The organism is Agromyces sp. Y558 (assembly GCF_059445415.1).
This window is the reverse complement of record NZ_JCAIUH010000001.1, coordinates 74687-94271: the sequence shown is the minus strand read 5'-3', so window position 1 is coordinate 94271 and position 19585 is coordinate 74687. Positions and strand designations below refer to the sequence as shown.

At 69.4% G+C, this 19585-nt stretch carries 19 protein-coding genes; 11 read left to right on the top strand and 8 right to left on the bottom strand.

The features are described from left to right. Positions 1 to 57 precede the first annotated feature (57 nt). Positions 58 to 459, top strand: coding sequence for a TFIIB-type zinc ribbon-containing protein (locus AC1C2T_RS00410; protein WP_495383832.1), 402 nt, complete (start codon positions 58 to 60; stop codon positions 457 to 459). A gap of 53 nt (positions 460 to 512) precedes the next feature. Here the strand turns inward: AC1C2T_RS00410 and AC1C2T_RS00405 are convergent, their stop codons facing one another. Continuing rightward, positions 513 to 683, bottom strand: a complete 171-nt coding sequence (locus tag AC1C2T_RS00405; protein ID WP_495383831.1) for a hypothetical protein — start codon at positions 681 to 683, stop codon at positions 513 to 515. 247 nt (positions 684 to 930) lie between these two features. Continuing rightward, positions 931 to 1350 carry a VOC family protein gene (locus AC1C2T_RS00400; protein WP_495385373.1) on the bottom strand — a complete coding sequence of 140 codons (420 nt, stop codon included), beginning with the start codon at positions 1348 to 1350 and terminating at the stop codon, positions 931 to 933. A gap of 292 nt (positions 1351 to 1642) precedes the next feature. On the opposite strand from AC1C2T_RS00400, the gene AC1C2T_RS00395 reads away from it, so the two are divergent. From AC1C2T_RS00395 to AC1C2T_RS00385, 3 genes are all read left to right on the top strand, one after another. Next, positions 1643 to 2095: an ArsR/SmtB family transcription factor gene (locus AC1C2T_RS00395; RefSeq protein WP_495383830.1), complete on the top strand. Its 453-nt coding sequence runs from the start codon at positions 1643 to 1645 to the stop codon at positions 2093 to 2095. Beyond that, positions 2092 to 2565, top strand: a complete 474-nt coding sequence (locus tag AC1C2T_RS00390) for an SRPBCC family protein (protein ID WP_495363364.1) — start codon at positions 2092 to 2094, stop codon at positions 2563 to 2565. Before AC1C2T_RS00395 ends, AC1C2T_RS00390 begins: the two co-directional genes overlap by 4 nt. Before the next feature lie 157 nt (positions 2566 to 2722). Then, positions 2723 to 3163 (top strand): VOC family protein, encoded by a 441-nt coding sequence (locus AC1C2T_RS00385; protein ID WP_495363363.1) that lies wholly within the window; start codon positions 2723 to 2725, stop codon positions 3161 to 3163. Between the two features lie 121 nt (positions 3164 to 3284). On the opposite strand, the gene AC1C2T_RS00380 is transcribed toward AC1C2T_RS00385, so the two are convergent. Both AC1C2T_RS00380 and AC1C2T_RS00375 read right to left on the bottom strand, forming a co-directional pair. Continuing rightward, entirely contained in the window at positions 3285 to 3896 is a 612-nt protein-coding gene (locus AC1C2T_RS00380) for a GyrI-like domain-containing protein (RefSeq protein WP_495363362.1), read from the bottom strand. Then, a complete protein-coding gene (locus AC1C2T_RS00375) occupies positions 3889 to 4830 on the bottom strand; it encodes an arginase family protein (protein WP_495363361.1) in 942 nt (313 codons plus the stop codon). The genes AC1C2T_RS00380 and AC1C2T_RS00375 overlap by 8 nt, the downstream gene beginning before the upstream one ends. 117 nt (positions 4831 to 4947) lie before the next feature. Between AC1C2T_RS00375 and AC1C2T_RS00370 the strand changes: the two genes are divergently transcribed. Then, complete coding sequence (locus tag AC1C2T_RS00370) at positions 4948 to 5937, top strand: aldo/keto reductase (RefSeq protein ID WP_495385372.1); 990 nt, start codon at positions 4948 to 4950, stop codon at positions 5935 to 5937. An 87-nt stretch (positions 5938 to 6024) separates the two neighbouring features. Here AC1C2T_RS00370 and AC1C2T_RS00365 read toward each other — a convergent pair whose 3' ends face one another. Beyond that, on the bottom strand, positions 6025 to 7137 hold the full coding sequence (locus AC1C2T_RS00365) for an MFS transporter (protein ID WP_495383829.1): 1113 nt from the start codon (positions 7135 to 7137) through the stop codon (positions 6025 to 6027). Between the two features lie 125 nt (positions 7138 to 7262). On the opposite strand from AC1C2T_RS00365, the gene AC1C2T_RS00360 reads away from it, so the two are divergent. Next, the gene (locus AC1C2T_RS00360; protein WP_495383828.1) at positions 7263 to 8057 is read left to right on the top strand and encodes a hypothetical protein; all 795 of its coding nucleotides are present in this window, start codon (positions 7263 to 7265) and stop codon (positions 8055 to 8057) included. Between the two features lie 67 nt (positions 8058 to 8124). Here AC1C2T_RS00360 and AC1C2T_RS00355 read toward each other — a convergent pair whose 3' ends face one another. Further along, complete coding sequence (locus AC1C2T_RS00355; protein WP_495383827.1) at positions 8125 to 10632, bottom strand: phosphoketolase family protein; 2508 nt, start codon at positions 10630 to 10632, stop codon at positions 8125 to 8127. 130 nt (positions 10633 to 10762) lie between these two features. Between AC1C2T_RS00355 and AC1C2T_RS00350 the strand changes: the two genes are divergently transcribed. Beyond that, positions 10763 to 11683 (top strand): AEC family transporter, encoded by a 921-nt coding sequence (locus AC1C2T_RS00350; RefSeq protein ID WP_495383826.1) that lies wholly within the window; start codon positions 10763 to 10765, stop codon positions 11681 to 11683. A 54-nt stretch (positions 11684 to 11737) separates the two neighbouring features. Continuing rightward, positions 11738 to 12481: a DUF1353 domain-containing protein gene (locus AC1C2T_RS00345; protein WP_495383825.1), complete on the top strand. Its 744-nt coding sequence runs from the start codon at positions 11738 to 11740 to the stop codon at positions 12479 to 12481. A gap of 166 nt (positions 12482 to 12647) precedes the next feature. Here the strand turns inward: AC1C2T_RS00345 and AC1C2T_RS00340 are convergent, their stop codons facing one another. Together AC1C2T_RS00340 and AC1C2T_RS00335 are read right to left on the bottom strand one after the other, a co-directional pair. Then, the gene (locus AC1C2T_RS00340) at positions 12648 to 14858 is read right to left on the bottom strand and encodes a hypothetical protein (RefSeq protein WP_495383824.1); all 2211 of its coding nucleotides are present in this window, start codon (positions 14856 to 14858) and stop codon (positions 12648 to 12650) included. 90 nt (positions 14859 to 14948) lie between these two features. Beyond that, a complete protein-coding gene (locus AC1C2T_RS00335; RefSeq protein WP_495363354.1) occupies positions 14949 to 15248 on the bottom strand; it encodes a hypothetical protein in 300 nt (99 codons plus the stop codon). Between the two features lie 97 nt (positions 15249 to 15345). Between AC1C2T_RS00335 and AC1C2T_RS00330 the strand changes: the two genes are divergently transcribed. From AC1C2T_RS00330 to AC1C2T_RS00320, 3 genes are all read left to right on the top strand, one after another. Continuing rightward, positions 15346 to 15972: a TetR/AcrR family transcriptional regulator gene (locus tag AC1C2T_RS00330; protein ID WP_495363353.1), complete on the top strand. Its 627-nt coding sequence runs from the start codon at positions 15346 to 15348 to the stop codon at positions 15970 to 15972. A 215-nt stretch (positions 15973 to 16187) separates the two neighbouring features. Beyond that, on the top strand, positions 16188 to 16943 hold the full coding sequence (locus tag AC1C2T_RS00325; RefSeq protein WP_495363352.1) for an LGFP repeat-containing protein: 756 nt from the start codon (positions 16188 to 16190) through the stop codon (positions 16941 to 16943). A gap of 97 nt (positions 16944 to 17040) precedes the next feature. Further along, the gene (locus AC1C2T_RS00320; RefSeq protein WP_495385371.1) at positions 17041 to 19527 is read left to right on the top strand and encodes a DEAD/DEAH box helicase; all 2487 of its coding nucleotides are present in this window, start codon (positions 17041 to 17043) and stop codon (positions 19525 to 19527) included. Positions 19528 to 19585: the final 58 nt, after the last annotated feature.

Here is a 19585-nt window from a genome sequence, read left to right as displayed (position 1 = left end):
TCGAATTGACCCGAACAGCCCCGACCTGTCCCGGTCGGCCCCGAAGAAGGAGCCCCCATGCAGTGCCCCAGTGACGGAACCGTGCTCGTGATGAGTGAGCGCAGCGGCATCGAGATCGACTACTGCCCGACGTGTCGCGGCGTGTGGCTCGACCGGGGCGAGCTCGACAAGATCATCGAACGCGGCGCCCGTGAGTTCTCGGCGCCGTTGCAGGCAGCACCTGCCCCTCCTGCCGCCGCGCCAGCCCCGCCCGCCGCTCCAGCCCCGCCCACCGCTCCCGCCCCGCCCACCGCTCCCGCGCAGCCGCAGGCTCCCGCCTACGGGCAGCAGGCCTACCAGCAGCCCTACGACGACAATCGTCGCAACGACAACCGTGGCTACGACAACCGTGGCTACGGCGACCAGGGCTACCCCCGCAAGAAGAAGAAGGAGAGCTGGCTCTCCGAGCTCTTCGACTGATCAGAGTTTCAGTCTGGCGGGGCGTGGGGGAAGGTCGTTGCGCACTTCGCCCATCAGAACCGCTGATAGACGTGGAACGAGGTCGGCGTGCACGTGTAGGTGGACCGGCCCACCTGGTGCACGCCGTCACCGAGCTGCGCGCAGGTCTGCGCCGCGTCGACGAGCGTCGGGTCGGAGGCGGGCGGGTTCGGCTGGGTAGGGCCGACGGCGGTGTCGAGGGGCATGGCGTCAATAGTGGCGGAACCTGCGCATCGGCGATAGCTCGCGTCGCACCCGTGTCGCTTCTCAGGACGGGGGCTGCGCATGAGGCCCTTGTCAGGAGGTTTCGACCTGTCGCGCGAGCTTTCGGCGAAGAACTCCTGAAGAAGCGTCACGCCGAGGTTCCACGGCGTGCCGGTCTGCGAGGGCCGTGGTCGAGGCGCTGCACGGGGCGGGAGGGCTGCCGTCGGATCAGGCCGCGCTGCGGTCGGATCAGGCCGCGCTGCCGGTGATGTTCACGAGCCACGCGATGCCGTATCCGTCGACGCACATGCCGAACGCGTCACCCCACGGCGCGACTTCGAGCGGCACGGTGACCGAGCCGCTGCCCGAGAGCTTCTCCCAGTAGCCGCGCAGCGTCGCGTCATCGTCGACGCCGCCCGACAGTGAGACCGAGACGTTTCCGGCGCCGGCGTACTCCAGGGAGCTCGGGGTGTCGGCGCCCATCAGCACGATGCCGCCGGCCTCGAGCTGGCTGTGCATGATCTTGTCGGCATCGGCCGGATCGTCGGCCTGGCCGAACTCGGCGAAGGTGCTCGACGTGAGTTCGCCGCCGAACACTGACCGGTAGAACTCCATCGCCTCCTTCGCGTTGTCACGGAAGTTGAGGTACGGGTTGAGCGTGACCATGATGCGACCCTTCTCGATGTGTCTCTCAGCGGCGATGTTGCTCGTTCGCGTGGTGCTCCGCAACCCCACGGTGTGAACACTCGGGGGTCGCGATACGGTGCTGCGCGCCCACTCGACCGGGGTGGTTAGAGGCAGCACACGCCGGGTTCGAGTCCCGCGCGACCGCTCGCGCCAGAGAACGGCTCGTGCCAGAGAACCGCTCGTGCCGGAGAGCGGGTCTTGACACCGTCATCCGATCGTCGTATCGTGATCAATCAAATGGTTGATCAATGAAGTGGTTGAGAAAGGAAGAGTGATGATCGTCGATCCGAGCGCAGACGACCGCCTCGACCGTGCCTTCATGGCGCTGGCCGACCCGGTGCGCCGCGGCATCATCGCCCGTCTGAGTCGAGGGCCGGCCACGGTCAACGAACTCGCCGAACCGTTCGCGATCACCAAGCAGGCCGTCTCGAAGCACATCCAGGTGCTCGAGCATGCGGGGCTCGTCACCAGAACGCGTGACGCACAACGCCGACCCGTGCACCTCGACGCGGCCCAGCTCGAAGCCCTCACCGCGTGGATCGACCGCTACCGGCTGATCCACGAGCAGCAGTTCCGCTCTCTGGACGCGCTGCTCGCCACCGACCGCGGTGCAGACGCCGCGGCATCCGTCGCCCTCGATGTGCTGATCGAGAATCACGGCGACACCAGTGACACCCCCGCTGCCGGCGCATCCGCCGGCACCGACACGAAAGAGACAGGACAATGACGAACCCCGTCACCATCACCGCCCCCGAGGGGCTGCCCTTCATCGAGATCGAGCGCGAGTTCGATGCACCCGTCGCGGCCGTGTTCAACGCGCACCGCGACCCGGCGCTCGTCAAGCAATGGCTCGGTCCGAACGGCTACGACATGGCGATCGAGCGCTGGGACTTCGTGCCCCAGGGCGGTTACCGCTACGTGCACACCAACCCCGAGGGCGAGTCCTACGGGTTCAACGGCACCTTCCACTCGGTGCGCGAGAACGAGTTCGCGATCCAGACCTTCGAATTCGAGGGCTACCCCGACGTCGTGGCCATCGAGGCGATGACGTTCGAAGACCTCGGTGGCGGCCGCTCGCGCATCCGCATCCACTCCACCTATCCGAGCGTCGAGGCTCGCGACGGCATGGTGGCGTCGAACATGGAGCACGGCTTGCGCGAGGGCTACGAGCGCCTCGACGCCATCGTCGCCGCTTGAACGAGCTCACCACACCCAGTGAGTCGCCATCCAGTGAGTGGGCGGACCTGGCCGGTTCCGTGGTCGCGGACCACCAAGATCGCCCACTCGAGCGATGTGCAGCTCGCCATCGGTGAGTGAACGACAGAGAAGTGAACGACAGCGAACGGAGCACCTCATGGACTGGACACTGGAAGTCGTCATCGTGCCGGTGAGCGACCTCGACCGATCGATCGCGTTCTACCGCGACCAAGTCGGGTTCGACCTCGACCACAACACCAAGAACGAGCACATGCACGTCGCGCAGCTCACCCCGCGCGGCTCGGGCTGCTCGATCGTGATCGGCACGCTGCCGACGCAGCGCGACATGGCACCTGGCTCGCTGCACGGTGTGCAACTCGTCGTCGCCGATGCCGCGGCCGCCCACGCCGAGCTCGTCGACCGCGGCGTCGAGGTGAGCGAGATCAGCGTCATCGACGAACGCGACGGTGGCACCTTCTTCGGCTTCACCGACCCCGACGGCAACACGTGGGCCGTGCAGCAGCTCAAGGCTCGCGGCGTGACGCCGCTCATCCCCGTCGAGGCGCGGCAGCGCTTCGGCGCCGAGCAAGAGCTCTGAACCGGTGGATGCCGCGTGGCGGCCCCTTCCTCGAAAGGGCTCGCCCGCGGCATCCGTTCGTCGCTTGGGTCAGGCCGGTGCGACCGGTTGTCGCAGGATGGTGCGCAGTTTCCTGCTCGTGTCAGCGCGGTGCGACCGGTTGTCGCAGGATGGTGCGCAGTTTCTCGGGGGCGGTGCGCCGCGGATCGCCGAGGTACACCTCGTGGTGACGGCCGTTGAAGCGCAGACCCTGCTCGGGCATGAACTCGTCGTGCAGGCGCGCAAGCACTGGGCCCTCGTCGTCGTATGAGCCGAGGTGCAGCGTCTGCACCGCGCGGCCCTCGGCGAGCCGCTCGAAGCGCACCTGTTCGGCCGCGGGCGCTTTCGCGACAGCCCGCGACGTGGCATCGGCCACGAACTCGGGCGTCAGCCAGTCGGGCTGCCAGATCATCATCGTCCACGACCAGGCCGACTTCTCGCGCGTGATGAACGTCGACGGGTCGTCGGCGCTCCAGAGCCCCTCGAGCGGTCCGACGACGTAGTCGCGATCGAGCTCGCGCTTGCTCTGGAACTTCGTCGCGTACGAGACGGCGTAGAGGGCTTCGACGGCCGCTGAGTATTCGGGAGCACTGTTGGGGTCGCCGTGCCCGTCGATCATGCAGTACGCGAGTTCGGGCACATCGATGAGCTCGAACCGGCCGCGAGGGGCCGAGTAGCAGGCGAGTTCGCGTTTGACGTCGTATTTGTCAGGCATGGTCGACTCCGGGGTTCTCGTGGGCGGGGGTCGCGCGAGTGCCGAGTTCGGCGAACCCGGTCTCGAGCATGGCGGTCAGCGACTCGGCGTACTCGCCGGTCGGGTCGAGGTCGGGGTCGAAGATCGCGACGTCGGCGCCGATCGCTCCGGGCGCGAGCGCCCGGAGCAGCGCCACCAGTTCGGCCGGTTCGAGACCGCCGGGGTCGACACTGTCGACGGCCGGCATCCACTCGGGGTCGAGGGCATCGACGTCGAGGTGGATCCAGTAGCCGTCGAGACCGGAGGCGTCCACCACGGCGCGCACTCGCTCGACGGCGTCTTCCACCCCGATGCGTCGCACCTCACTCGCGGGCAACAGGGCACCGAGCGTGTCGGCGAGCTCTGCGGCATCGGCTTCGTCGTCGCGGGAGCCGAGCTGCACCGCATCGCCCGCGCGCACCAACGGCCGAAGCCCGTCGAGGTCGCTGAGCGCCGGCGCGTGCAGCCCGACGACGGCAGCCAGGGCCTCACCGCCGAGCGACGCCACGACGTCGCTGTTGCCCGGGTGCCGGAAGTCGCCGTGCCCATCGAGGTAGACGAGCCCGAATCGGCCGCGGCGGCGCAGGGCGAGCGCGGGGGCGAGCATGATGCTGCAGTCGCCGCCGACGACGAACGGGGTGTTGCCCGCGCCGATGGACGCGTCGATGCGACCGGCGAGACGCCGACTGTGATCGATGATCGCGGCTTCGTTGCGCACCGTGTCGCCGGGCTTGACGTTCGCTCGATAGCGAGCGGCGATCACCGTGCCCGCATCGCGCGCGCCGAGACGCCCGAATGCGGTGAAGAGTCCGGCTTCGCGCAGCGCTTCGGGAGCCTTCGCAGTGCCGGGTACACTGCCCGGCTCGGGCGGCCGCAGCCCCAGATTCGACGGCGCGGCGATGATGTCGATACCCATGCGCCCATCCTCACGGGGGCCACCGACACTGTTCCGCAGGCGGCGGATGCGACATCCGCTCGCCCGTGACACCATCGAACAGTGACCGAAGCGCCCGCACCCGACCACTGGAGCATCATGCAGACTCGCACCCTCGGCCGCACCGGCCGCACTGTCTCCGTCATCGGCCTCGGTACCTGGCAGCTCGGCGCCGACTGGGGCGAAATCGCCGAGGCCGACGCGCTCGCCGTGCTCGACGCCGCGTATGAATCGGGCGTCACCTTCTTCGACACCGCCGACGTCTACGGCGACGGGCGCAGCGAATCGCTCATCGGCACGTGGCTGCGTGCGAACCCCGACTCGGGCGTGACGGTCGCCACGAAGATGGGGCGACGGATGCCGCAGCAGCACGCCAACTACTCCCTCGCGAACTTCCGGGAGTGGACCGACCGTTCTCGCGCCAACCTCGGCGTCGAGACCCTCGACCTCGTGCAGCTGCACTGCCCGCCAACGTCGGTGTACGCCGACGACGAGGTCTATGACGCCCTCGACACCCTCGTCGCCGACGGGGCGATCGCCGCATACGGCGTCAGCGTCGAGCGGGTCGACGAAGCCCTCGCCGCGATTGCACGGCCGCACGTTGCATCCGTGCAGATCATTCTGAACGCGTTCCGGCTGAAGCCGCTCGACGAGGTGCTGCCTGCCGCTGCGGCCGCCGGTGTGGGCATCATCGCCCGAGTGCCCCTCGCGAGCGGGCTGCTCTCGGGGCGCTATACGAGCGAGACGATCTTCGCGGCGAACGACCACCGCAGTTTCAACCGTCACGGCGAGTCGTTCGACGTCGGCGAGACCTTCTCGGGCGTCGACTACGAGACGGGCGTGCGTGCGGCCGCTGAGTTCTCCGCGATCGCTCGAGACGCGGTTCCGGATGCCACCGCGGCCCAGGTCGCCCTCGCCTGGGTTGCGGCCCAGACGGGCGTGAGCTCGGTGATTCCGGGCGCGCGTTCACCCCAGCAGGCACGTTCCAACGCCGCGGCGGGATCGTTGCAGCTGCCCCCGTCGGTGGACGTCGCCGTGCGGGAGCTCTACGACCGCGACATCCGCGACTCGGTGCACGCGCGCTGGTAGCCGCCGTTTCGGACCGATCGTGTCGCAACGGACTGTGGATGTCGTGGGCCCGTGCGATACGGGTGGTCCCGACGCCGCACCTCGGGCTCAGCGGGATGCGCTCTCGACGACATCGACATCGACATCGGCGACATCGGCGACATCGGCGGGCCGCCTGCGCACCTGCCCGGCCACGGCGAGGCTCACGAGCATGACCGCGCCGATCGCGAGCAGTGCGTGGCGGGCCCCGACGGTGTCGGCGAGGAGGCCGAGCAGCGGCGGCGCGGCCAGCGAGGAGATCGTCGAGAACGACGTGACCACCGAGACGCGTTGGCCGGCCCTCGATGGCTCGTCGGATGCCGCCGAGATCGCGATCGGGTTGCCGAGGGCCGCGCCGCAGCCGCAGAGCACGATGCCGATCCAGGCCACGGCGAGGTTCGGGCCGAAGACGAAGAGTGCGAGACCCACGAGAGCGGATGCCCCGGACGCTCGCAGCACGGCCACCCTGCCGAAGCGGTCGATGAGTCGAGTGCCGAGAAACCGGAACACGGTCATCGCCCCGACGAAGGTGCCGTAGGCGATCGCGCCGGTCGCCTCGGCGGCCTCGAAGCCGTCGACGACCGCCAGCGAGAGCCAGGTGTTCGCCGAGCCTTCGGCCAGAGATGCGGCGAGGAGCACGACGCCGAGCAGCAGCGTGCGCGGCTCGAGCCACGCGCCGAGCGCCGAGCGCACCGCCCGCCGATTGCGTGCGCCCGTCTCGTGCGCGTTGACCGAGCCGGTCTCCGTCGTGATCGCCGGTCGCGCCGTGAGCGCCGTCGACGGCGCGATCAGCCAGAGCCGCACTGCAGTGACGACGGCGGTGACGATGACGATCTGCAGCGCGATGTGCACCCCTGCGAAGGCGAATGCCGCACCGACGAGGGCGCCGCCGGCCGCGCCGATCGAGAAGGCCGCGTGGAAGTGCGGCAGGATGTTGCGGCCGAGCCGCTGTTCGACGGACGCCGCGTTGATGTTGATGGGCACGTTGATGAGGCCGCCGCAGAGCCCGTTGATGAACATGCCGGCGATGAACTGCGGCAGTCGTGATCGGCACCCGGCGACACTATCGCGGGCCGTCGCCCCGCACCGATATTCGAGAACTCCCCCCAAACAGGGCTCAACGTCGATACGCTGCACAAGTGTTGTGTTAGCGGGGGGCTGGCAGTGACGACATCGGTGCATCGCGGGGGCGAAGGCTCGCCCGGTGCGCCACTCGAACGCACGGGGGTCGCCACATCTCCCTCCTTCGACCGTCGAGACGACGGGCGTAGATCCGAAACATCGGTTCGTACGAAGGAAGGCATCGAATGAATACTCAAAGAGTCACGGCGTTCGGCCACGGCGGGGCGGCGGCGCTCCACCCGAGGACCGGTTCGAGCCGCAGCCGGGTGAACCGGATGCTCGGACTCGCGTTCGCGGGTCTGATCGTGGTCACGCTCGGAGTCGCCAGCCAGGCGCAGAGCGCGCAGGCGGCTGCCGACCTCACGCGAGCCCAGGAGCTCGCCGTCGCCCAAGTCGGCGACCGCGTCGGCATCGGCGCTGCGGGCGTGGACATCAACGGGCTCAGGGATGCCGCGGCGTCGAGTCTGGCCACCGGTGCCGTCGCCGGTGTGCAGGGTCTCATCGGCGAAGCGGGTGCCGAGCTCGGCGCCGCGGGCGTCGCCACGCTCGTGTCACTGCGCGACGGCGTCATCGCCGAGGTCGGTACCGGCGGGTCAGCCGCCGCGGTCACCGCGGCGACCGGCGCGCTGCGCGCAGAGCAGAGCGCGGTTTCGACGGCCCTCGCCGCTCACCGTGAAGCGGTCGCCGCGCAGCTCGCCGCCGAGGCGGCAGCTGCGCAAGCTGCAGAAGCCGCACGAGTCGCGGCCGAGCAGGTCGCCGATGATTCAGGTTCATGGTCGGGCGACTCGGATGCCGCGGCGGCATCGAGTTCCGGAGAGTCGGCCGGGGGCGGCCAAGCCGCTGCCGCCGACCCGTACACCGCCGAGTTCTACCCGGGTCTGCCCGCCGCGCCGCGAGACGAGGACTGCGGGCCGTGCACCGGCAAGCCCATGTACCCCGTGGCGTACAACGGCACGTACGTATGGGGTTGCGCAGCGTAACGACCGAGGTCGAACCGATGGGCGTCCGGGGAACCGGGCGCCCATCGTCGTCGCGGGCCGACCGCGACTACCCCGGAGTGACGGCGCCCGGAGTGACGGCGCCCGGAGTGACGGCGAAGCGCCAGCCGGTGATCCACGCGGGATCCTCCCCGTGCTCGTACGCGTGCTCGCGGGCGGCCGCCCGCGCTGCGTGCCACTCGTCGGCGACCTCGGCGACACCGGGCCGCCCAGCGAGCCCGGGCACGCGGTTGAGCACGTCGAGTGCGAGCCGGTACCGGTCGAGGTCGTTGAGGTGCAGCATGTCGAACGGCGTCGTCGTGGTGCCCCGCTCGATGAAGCCCCGCACGTGCAGGTTCGCGTGATTCGTGCGCCGGTAGGCGAGTTGGTGGATGAGCGACGGGTACCCGTGGAAGGCGAAGATCACGGGCGCCGATCGCGTGAAGATCGCGTCGAACGCCAGGTCGGGCAGTCCGTGCGGGTGATGCGACGGGCCCTGCAGCCGCATCAGGTCGACGACGTTCACGAGCCGCACCCGCAGCTCGGGCAGTCGCTCGCGCAGCAATTGCGCCGCCGCGATCGCCTCGGTCGTCGGCACGTCGCCGGCACACGCGATGACGACGTCGGGCACGGATGCCGCGGCATCCGCTCGCTCGAAACCGGGCTCGTTGCCCGCCCACTCCCACACGCCGAGCCCCGCCTCGACGTGCGCTCGCGCCTCGGCGGGCCCGAGCCACTGCGGCTGCGGCTGCTTGCCGGCGACGACGACGTTGACGCGGTTCTGCGTGTCGAAGGCGTGCCGCATCACCTCGAGCAGGGTGTTGGCGTCGGGCGGCAGGTACACGCGCACGATGTCGGCCTGCTTGTTGACGACGACGTTCAGGAAGCCCGGGTCCTGATGCGAGAAGCCGTTGTGGTCCTGCCGCCAGACGTGCGAGGAGAGCAGGTAGGTGAGGCTCGCGACATCCCCGCGCCATGGCACTTGCTTGGCCGACTCGAGCCACTTCGCGTGCTGGTTGAACATCGAGTCGACGATGTGGATGAACGCCTCGTAGCTCGTGATGAGCCCGTGTCGCCCGGTCAGCAGGTACCCCTCGAGCAGGCCCTGCATGAGGTGCTCGCTGAGCGCTTCGATCACGCGGCCCGAGCGGGCGAGGTGTTCGTCGAGCGGATGCAGCGCCTCGGCCCACACCCGGTCGGTGACCTCGAACACGGCTCCGAGCCGGTTCGAGGCCACTTCGTCGGGGCCGAAGAGACGGAAGTCGGCGGGGTTCGCCCGCATCACCTCGGCGAGCCAGGCGCCGAAGAGCTTCGTCGCCTCGCCGGAGGTGCCGCGCTCGCCGGGTGTCACCTCGATCACGAGCGGTTCGAGCGCCGGCAGGTCGAGCGGAGCCGCGATGCCGCCGTTCACGTGGGCACTCGTGTTCGCGCTCATGCGCAGCACCCCGTCTGGGCGCACGGCGTCGAGCTCGGCGACCGGGCGGCCCTCATCGTCGAAGAGCTCTTCTGGTCGGTAGGAGCGCAGCCACTGTTCGAGCATCGCGAGGTGCTCTGGATTCTCGCGGACGCCTGAGAGCGGCACCTGGTGGGCGTGGAACGTGCCCTCGACCTGCACGCCGTCGACGATGCCGGGGCCGGTCCATCCCTTGGGAGTGCGCAGCACGATCGCCGGCCAGCGCGGTGCGGTCTCGGCGAACGCGCCCGCCGCGGCATCCGCTCGAATGCCGGCGATGCGCGCGTACGCGACGTCGATCGCGTCGGCCATGCGGCCGTGCACGGCCATCGGGTCCTCGCCGTCGAACCCGCCGGTGACGAGGAGCGGTTCGTAGCCGTTGCCGCGGAAGAAGTCGACGAGCTCGGCCTCGGGGATGCGCGCCAGCAGCGTCGGATTCGCGATCTTGAAGCCGTTCAGGTGCAGGATCGGCAGCACCGCGCCATCCGTCACCGGGTTCAGGAAGGAGTGGCCGCGCCAACTCGCCGCGAGCGGCCCGGTCTCGGCCTCGCCGTCGCCGATGACGCACGCGACCACGAGCCCCGGGTTGTCGAGCGCTGCGCCGTACGCGTGCATGAGCGAGTAGCCGAGCTCACCGCCCTCGTTGATCGAGCCGGGCGTTTCGGGTGCAGCATGCGACGGGATTCCGCCCGGGAACGAGAACTGGCGGAAGAGTCGGTGCATGCCCTCGGCGTCGGCGCTCACGGCCGGGAACAGCTCCGAGTACGTGCCGTCGAGCCACGTGTTCGCAACCATCGCCGGGCCACCGTGCCCCGGCCCGCACACATAGATGGTGGGCGTGCCGCGCTCGACGATCGCTCGGTTGAGGTGCGCGTAGACGAGGTTGAGGCCGGGGGAGGTGCCCCAGTGGCCGAGCAGCCGGGGCTTGATGTCGCCGGGCTCGAGCGGCCGGGCGAGCAGCGGGTTCGCCATCAGGTAGATCTGTCCGACGCTCAGGTAGTTCGCCGCGCGCCACCACGCGTCGACGGTCTCGAGGGGCACGGATGCCGCGAGCCGGCGCCCGCCCGACGGTTCGTGCTCGTGCTCGTGCTCGTGCGGCTGTGGTTGCTCTCGTGCTTCGACCATGTCTTCCCCCGTCGACTCGGCGTGCGCTTCGAGCCTAGGTCGAAGCCTGCGGAATGCGGAAGGACCGCGACGGAGTAACGTCGAACGCGATGAGCGCCCCGCACCCACCCGACGAGCGCGGGCGCTACGCATGATCGCGATCTTCACCGGCTTCGCCGTCATCGCGTTCGCCGTGTTCGTCGGCTGGATCGCGGGACGCACTGGTGTGCTCGGCCCAGAGGCGAAGCCGATTCTGGCCCGGCTGAACTTCAACGTGCTGGCGCCGTTCCTGCTCTTCTCCGTGCTCGCGACCGCAGACGTGGGCGCCCTCTTCTCGGCTCTGCTGCCGGTCTCCGCGATCGCCGCGGTCGCCATGATGGTCGTGTTCGCCCTCGTCGCGATGCTGCTGTGGCGGCGCAGCCTCGAGCGCACCGTCATCGGGTCGCTCGCAGCGGGATACGTGAACGGCAACAACTTCGGCATCCCGATCGCCGTGTACATGCTCGGCGACGCCGCGTACTCGGCGCCGGTCGTGCTGCTGCAGTTGCTGTTGTTTGCGCCGGTGGCCCTCGCCGTCCTCGGTGCGCGCGTGCACGGCCACACCTCGGCCTTGGCGATCGTGCGCACGACGCTCACGAACCCGATCATCGTCGGCTCCCTCGCCGGAGTGCTCGTCTCGGTCTCGGGCCTCGAACTGCCGCCGATCGTGCTCGAGCCGATCGAGCTCATCGGCCACGCGGCAGTGCCGCTCATGTTGATCGCGTACGGACTCTCACTGCACGGGCAGCGATTGTTCGAGTCGGGCAGCGGTCGCCGCGAGGTGCTGCTCGCCACGGCGCTGAAGCTCATCGCCATGCCTGTCGTGGCCTGGGTGGTCGGCGCGTTCGTCTTCGGGCTCGACGGCATCGAGCTGTACGCGGTGACCGTGCTCGCGGCGCTGCCGACGGCCCAGAACGTGTTCAACTTCGCACAGCGGTACGACACAGCCGAGGTCGTCGCCCGCGACACGGTGTTCCTCACCACGGTCGGGTCGGTTCCGGTGCTCATCATCGTGGCGCTCCTGCTCGGTTGAGGCCCTCGGCACGGGTGGGTCGGGGCAGGATGGGCAGAAGCGAAGGAGACCGCGATGCCATTCCTCACTGCCGACGACCGGCCCCTCGACGAGTTGCTGCTCGCCCAGCGACCCGCCGACGGGCACCGCTTCCAGGTGCGTGCGCCGTTCGTGTACGTCGATCCGGTCGGCGGTGGGCGCTACGAGGTTCCGGTTCAGGATGCCCCGGCCGGTGACGGTGCTGCGGCCGCATCAGCCGACTCGGACCTCGCCTCGGTGCCGACGCCGCTCTGGGGGCTCATCGCGAGCTACGGTCGCCAATCGGCGCCGGCGCTGCTGCACGACGCCAGATCGGTCATCGCAGCAGAGCTCGGCGACCGGCGTGCGGCCCTACGGCAGCGCCGGGAAGACGACCGGGTCTTCCGCACCGCGCTCCGCGAGCAGGGGGTGCCGCTGCTGCGCGCCTGGATCATGTGGGCGTGGATCTCCGCGGATCGGGAGCGGGAGTTCGGCGGTGCCGCCGGCCTTGTGCTGCTCGTGCAGGCGGTGCTCGGCGGCATCGTCGTGGCCGGGGCATCCGTCGCCGCGTTCTGGAACCCCGTGTGGCTCGTGCTGCTCGTCGTGGTCGCGCTCGCCGCGCTCGCGTGGGGCAGGCTCGGCGGCGTGGTGCTCGTGCTGACCTTCTCGCTCGGCTGGCTGGGGCCGTTCGCGCTCGTGCAACTGGTGGCGCTCGTGCCGTTCCGGCTGGTCGAGGCGCTCGTCGAGCTCGTGACGGGCGGCGACCCCGCGGGCGTGCTCAGGCCGACGATCCGTCGATGACGTTGGTCGAGTAGCGCCCGACGAAGGAGCGTATCGACTCTGCTGGTCGAGTAGCGCCCGACGAAGGAGGACGCGTATCCACTCTGCTGGTCGAGTAGCGCCCGACGAAGGAGGACGCGTATCGAGACCTGAACGGGCAACGTCTCGATACGCTCGCAGGCCCCCGCTACTCGACCTGTGCGGGCGGCGTCGTGGGCGCGCTCCAGTGGTGGAACCAGCGCGCCCAGAGCTGCGCGCGCCAGCCCTGCGGGTCGAGCAGCTCGCGGCGTCGCGCGAGGTCGCGCGTGAACTCCTCGGTGCGCACCGCATCGCGGAGCTTCATCGGCCGAGTGTTCGACAGGATCGTCGGGTCGCCCGCCGCCGTGTCATCGGTGCGAGCGGCGACCACGACCGGAACCGGCGCGTAGAGCGGCTCCACGAAGACGAACACCGCGACGATGATGAGGATCACGGTGTCGACGACCATCCACCCGAGCGGCGGCTTGCTCCACGCGAAGATCGCGAACCAGATGCAGACGAACGCGCCCAGAACGTAGAAGAACCGCGGAATCGAGCTGAGCCTCAGCCAGTGGCGCGGCTCGATCGGGCAGCGGTCCCATTCGCGCGAGCGGCGTGTCGCGCCGGCGAGCAACTGGTTCAGCCAGATGAGCACCGCGAGGGTGAGCCCCGATGCGACGAGCCAACTCCACAGGTTGAGTCCGGCCGGATCCGTGAAGAACGAGGCGGAGGCGATCGCGGCGGGCACCGCCTCCGCGACGTCCTGCCCGCCGGGGAACACGCCGATCATGAAGCCGATCGCTCCGGCGACCCAGCTCGCGACCGTCGCGAAGGCGGCGTAGACCCCGGGCAGTCCGGGCAGGATCGCGGCGATCACGACGGAGGCGAGCATGTTGATGCCGAGCGACTTCTTGTCGATCACCGACAGCCGGTTCTCGACATAGGCGGCCGAAGCGGGCGCGGCGGGGAACTCGGAGCCCAGCAGGTGCCGCGCTGTCGGCTCGACCACCTGGATGGTGTTCTCGAAGTAGGCGGAGTGATCGAGAAACGGCTGGCTCGTATTGTGCACGGCGTGCTCCTCGGGCCCCATCGCGGTCGCGGCGCCGGGGAAGTACGCATTGCGCCAGCGCTCACGACGACCGGGTGCAGTGTCGGCGATCGGGCCGGCCGAGAACGGGTCCCAGATCGCCCAGTGGTTCGCCCACTGCACCTTCTTCTTCTCGTCGTCGACGCCGTCGTTACGCTCGATCCACTTCGCGACGGGCCGGTACTCGTCGGACCGGCCGAGCCATCTCTCGCGGCCGAGCAGCACGACCGCCGCTCCGACCGTGGTGAGACGCCTGACGTTGTAGTCGCTCGGCTCGAGCTCCTCGAAGAGAGTGAACGTCGCCACGGCCGCGCCCTGCGAGTGTGCGAAGAGGTGCACGTCGCCGTCGCCGACGAGCTCTTTCGCCCGTGCCAGGGCGTTGCGCACGACGAGGCGCATGGCGGAGGCGCGCAGCGGCTTCTCCTTCCACGCCGCGACGTCGCCGATCGACTCGATGACGCCGTCGATGGCGCCCTGTGCGAGGTCCTTGAACCACGGAATGATGAGCAGCGGGCTGATGAGCGGGAGGATCGGCGTGAGCACGGCCGCGAGCAGCACGAGGAAGACCCAGGTCACGACGAAGGCGATGGTGCAGACGACGAGCCGGATGGAGTCGATGACGAGGTCGACGGCCCGCGGCAGTTCGCGAGGTTCATCGGGCGACTTCATCAGGTGCCGCACGAGCGTGTACCACGGCACGAGCACCATCGTGCCGAGGAACAGGTCGAGCACTCGCCAGATGGTGCGCCACATGAACACGACGGCCCACTGGAACACCTGCCCACGGCTCATCGGCACGAACGATTCCGACCAGCGCGCTTCGAGGATCGCGACTTTCAGCAGCACGTCGTCGTCGGGGTCGGATGGTTCGCCGCTGGCCTGCGCCCGCGGGCCCGGGTAGCGCACGGTCGCCGTGACCATCGGCACCTCGCCCGAGAGGTCCGACTCGTGGATCTCGACGCCGTGCCGCTCGTCGCCGCCGATCACGCGGTCGCGGGCGAGCCAGTCCATGCGACCGAGCAGTGGTTCGGCCCACTCGAGCAGAATCTGGCTGCGGTATGCGTTGCCCATGCCGTGCACGACGACGAGGGCACGATCGAAGGTGCCGGCATCGACGGTGCTGGTGCCGGCCGGCGCGGAGTCGCCGCTGCTCGCCCCGCCCGAGCGCTCGCGGTCGGTCGAGTCGCGCTCGTTCGCACCTCCCGCGCCGTCGCCGGGTGAGGCGGGAGGAGGCGCTGCGGGCGACTCGTCGGGGGCGGGTGGCTCTGGCGTGGGGCTGGGTGCGATCCGCATGGATTCTCCTCGGGCGAGTTCGTCTGAGCGAACGCTAGCGGCTCGACCCGCCCCGTGTCGCCTGTGCTGTCGAGGAGGTCGTGGTCAGTGTCAGCCCTGACGGGTCGCGCGGCGGCGGCGAAGCGCGGCGTAGGCGCCGATCAGCCTCGGTACCACGACGTAAACGGCGAGCGGCACGACCACGACGGTGAGTGCGAAGGCGCGGAGCACGGGGTGCCATGACTCCGACCATGGCCCGATCAGCATCATGCCGATCGCGACGAGCGGGAAGATCGCGAGCCAGGTGATGACGGTGCGCACGTGCACCGACGGGGGTGCGCCGGGTGCACCGGCCGGCACGGCTGACGGTGTCGCTGTGGTGATGACGGGGGTGGAGGCGGTGCTGTTCATGTCTGCTCCTCGATGATTCTCCAACTGAATGGTTGCAATTGAACCACGCCTCGATGAGTTGTGCAACTATTCAGTTGGAAATGGCTAGACTGGCCACATGGCCTGGGATACCGAGCGAACGAAACGGCTCCTGCTCGAAGCGGCGACCGCCGAGTTCAGTGAGCACGGGCTCGCCGGTGCGCGCATGGATCGCATCGCGGCATCCGCCGGGGTCAACAAAGAGCGCATCTACCAGTACTTCGGCAAGAAAGACGAGCTCTTCGCGACCGTGCTCACGACGCAGTTGCGCGCCACGATGGACGCCGTGCCGATGACCGGCGAGGGACCCGAGGCTGCGGGTGACTACGCGGGCCGCCTCTTCGATCACCACGTCGCCGAGGGGCGAATTCCGCGTCTCATCTTCTGGGAGGGCCTGGAGCGGGGCGAGAACGCCGCGGCGGACGCCGCACGGGTCGAGCACCACGGCGTCAAGGTGGACCGATTCCAAGAGCTGCTGCCCGGCACCGACCGTCACCAGGCCGCCGAGCTGCTGCTCACGATCGTGACACTCGTCAACGCCTGGCCGGTGCTCGGGCAAGTCGACGAACTGCTCGTCGGTGACCCCGGCGCCCGGCGTCGGGCTGCCCGGCGCGCGGCGATCATGCAGACGGTCGTGCTGCTCGCCCGTGCGGCGCAGGGCTCGACGAGCGCCACCAACGCCGCCGCACCCGCCGCCGGCAGCTGAGAGGCGATTCGAAGTTCAGGGATAACCCTGATCCGCTGCATCCAAGCCCTTCGTATCTTGGAAACCGATCACCACCCCGTGGACCGCAGGGGGAACTGTCACCGCGGAGTGGAGATCGGATAGCCGGTCAGTACCGAGTTTCAACACGAGGTGCAGGCCGGCTTCCCCCGTTTCCGGCGGCGAAATGGCGCACACGGCAGAGAAGAGATCGGGCGATGACTGAACGGATGACGCGGCTCGCACGTCACGGCCACGGGCCCGCCCGCGCGGCCCGTACCGAGCTCCGCTCAACGCACCTCGACCGTGCTCTGAGCTGGAGCGACTTCCGCACTGCGGTGCGCTACGACCCAGCCAACCAGTTGCTGCTCGCGGTGCCGGCGATCAGCATGAAGCGCGCCGAGCACTCGTGGCTCGGTGATGCCACTGCACCGCACACGCGCATCGGGGCAGGCGAGATGTACCGTCGCGAATACGAGCGCGGTGCCGTCTACTGGTCGGAGCGCACCGGCGCGCACGAGGTGCACGGGCTCATCGCCGAGCACTGGCACGCGACGGGCGCAGAGACCTCGTTGCTCGGCTTCCCGACGACCGACGAGCAGCCCCTCGCCGCGTCGGAGCTCGGCGGCCGCATCGCCGGCGGGTTCGCCCACTTCGAGGGCGGCTCCATCTACTGGACCCCCGTGCACGGACCCGCGATCGTGTACGGCATGGTGCGCGACATCTGGGCGCTGCTCGGCTGGGAGCGTTCGCCGCTCGGGCTGCCCGTGCGCGACGTCGAGCTCGATCACGAGACGGGGCTGCAGCGCGGATGCTTCGAGCACGGCACCGTCGAGTGGTCGTCGTCGACCGGGCCCGCCGTCGTGATCTCTGCGGCCGAGGCGTCCGCGGCTTTCGAGACGTCCGCGAATCTGGAGCCCGCAGTGCGCGGGGCGCTCGACCGCCTGCAGCTCGACTTCGCCCCCGGGGTGTAACCCGAGCCGCGGCGGCGCGCCTCCAGCCGCGTGACAGACTCGACGGGTGACCCCGACCCTGACCGAGCTGGCCCCGAGCCCGTACGACGCCGACGCGATGTACGACGTCTTCGTCCGCTGGGCCGAGGGGCGCGGCCTCTCGCTGTACCCGGCCCAAGACGAAGCGATCATCGAGATCGTCTCGGGCGCGAACGTCATCCTCTCCACGCCCACGGGCACCGGCAAGTCGCTCGTCGCGGTGGCCGCCCACGCGGCATCCATCGCTCAGGGTGCTCGCAGCTACTACACGGCGCCGATCAAGGCACTCGTCAGCGAGAAGTTCTTCCAGCTCGCCGAGATCTTCGGAGCGGCGAACGTGGGCATGGTCACGGGCGACAGCTCGGTGAACCCGGATGCCCCGATCATCTGCTGCACCGCCGAGATCCTCGCGAACCTCGCCCTGCGTCACGGACCCGACGCCGACGTCGACCAGGTCGTGATGGACGAATTCCATTACTACGGCGACCCCGATCGCGGCTGGGCGTGGCAGGTGCCGCTGCTCACCCTGCACCGGGCCCAGTTCGTGCTCATGTCGGCGACGCTCGGCGACGTCACCGGCATCGCCGCCGACCTGAAGCGCCGCACCGGGCGCGAGACCGCACTCGTCACCGGCGTCGACCGGCCGGTGCCGCTGCACTTCTCGTACGCGAAGACGCCCGTGCAGGAGACGGTCGAAGAGCTCATCGAGACGCGGCAGGCGCCCGTCTACGTCGTGCACTTCTCGCAGGCTGCCGCGATGGAGCGGGCGCAAGCGCTCTCCTCGATCCGCGTCATCACGCGCGAGCAGCGCGACGAGATCGCCGATGCGCTCGGCGGGTTCCGCTTCAACACGGCGTTCGGAAAGACGCTCTCCCGGCTCGTGCGCTCGGGCATCGGGGTGCACCACGCAGGCATGCTGCCGCGCTACCGCCGGCTCGTCGAGACGCTCGCCCAGCGTGGGTTGCTGCGGGTCATCTGCGGCACCGACACCCTCGGTGTGGGTATCAACGTGCCGATTCGCACGGTGCTCATCACCGCGCTCGTGAAATTCGACGGGCAGCGGATGCGGCAGCTGACCGCGCGCGAATTCCACCAGATCGCGGGGCGGGCCGGTCGGGCCGGCTACGACACCGCGGGAACCGTCGTGGTGCTCGCACCCGAGCACGAGATCGAGAACGACGCCGCCGTCCGCAAGGCGGGCGACGATCCGAAGAAGCTCAAGAAGATCGTGCGCAAGAAGGCGCCGGCCGGCCAGATCACCTGGGGCGAGGCCTCGTTCAACCGGCTCGTCGCCGCCGAGCCCGAGCCGCTCGTGCCGCAGCTGAAGCTCACCGCAGCGATGCTGATCAACGTCATCGGGCGCGGGGGAGACGTGATCGGCGACATCCGCTCGCTCGTGTTCGACAACCACGAACCGCGCGCTCGGCAGTTCGAACTCGCCCGGCGTGCGCTCGAGATCTTCCGCACGCTGCGCGACGCGGGCGTCGTCGAACTGCTGCCCGCGGCCGACGGCGTGAGCATGCCGATCGTGCGCCTCACCGTCGACCTGCAACCGAACTTCGCGCTCAACCAGCCGCTGTCCCCGTTCGCGCTCGCCGCGATCGAGCTGCTCGACCCCGACGCCACCGCTGAGAGCGGCGTCGGCACGGGTCACTACGCGCTCGACGTCGTGAGCGTCATCGAATCGACACTCGACGACCCGCGCCCGATCCTCTCGCAGCAGCAGTTCAAGGCTCGCGGCGAAGCCATCGGCCGCATGAAGCAAGAGGGCATCGAGTACGACGAGCGCATGGAGCTCGTCGAACAGGTCACCTGGCCGAAGCCGCTCGACGAGCTGCTCGCGCAGTCGTTCGAGGTCTTCGCGTCGAGCCAGCCGTGGGTGCGCGACTTCGAGCTCTCGCCGAAGTCCGTCGTGCGCGACATGTTCGAGCGCAGCATGTCGTTCGGGGAATACGTCGGCTATTATCAGCTCGCGCGCAGTGAGGGACTCGTGCTGCGCTACCTCTCCGACGCGTTCAGGGCGATTCGCCAGACCGTCCCGACCGAGGCGAAGAACGAAGAGCTGCTCGACATCATCGAGTGGCTCGGCGAGCTCGTGCGCCAGGTTGATTCGAGCCTCGTCGACGAGTGGAACGAGCTCATCGACCCTTCGGCGCATCTGCCCGAGGACGAGACCGCGGTCGTACCGCCGGCCCCACCCTCGGTGGTGACCAATCGGCGCGCGTTCACCGTGCTCGTGCGCAACGAGCTCTTCCGCCGGGTGCAGCTCGCCGCGCTCCAGCGCGATGAGGACCTCGCCGAGCTCGACGCCGAGGTCGACTGGCCCGAAGCGCTCGACCGGTACTACGACGAACACGATTCGATCGGCGTCGGGCCCGCTGCCCGCTCACCGCGGTTGGTCGCGATCGACGAGTCGGATGCCGCAGAGGGAATGTGGCGCGTCGAGCAGACGATCGACGACCCGGCCGGCGATCACGACTGGCGGATCCGGGCCGAGGTCGACCTCGATGCCTCCGCCGAGGAGGGCGCCGCCGTCGTGCGCGTGACCGAGGTCGTGCGTCTCTGACCGCGTTTGTGGGTTGAGCCTGCCGAAACCTTGTGGGTTGAGCAAGCCGAATCCCTTG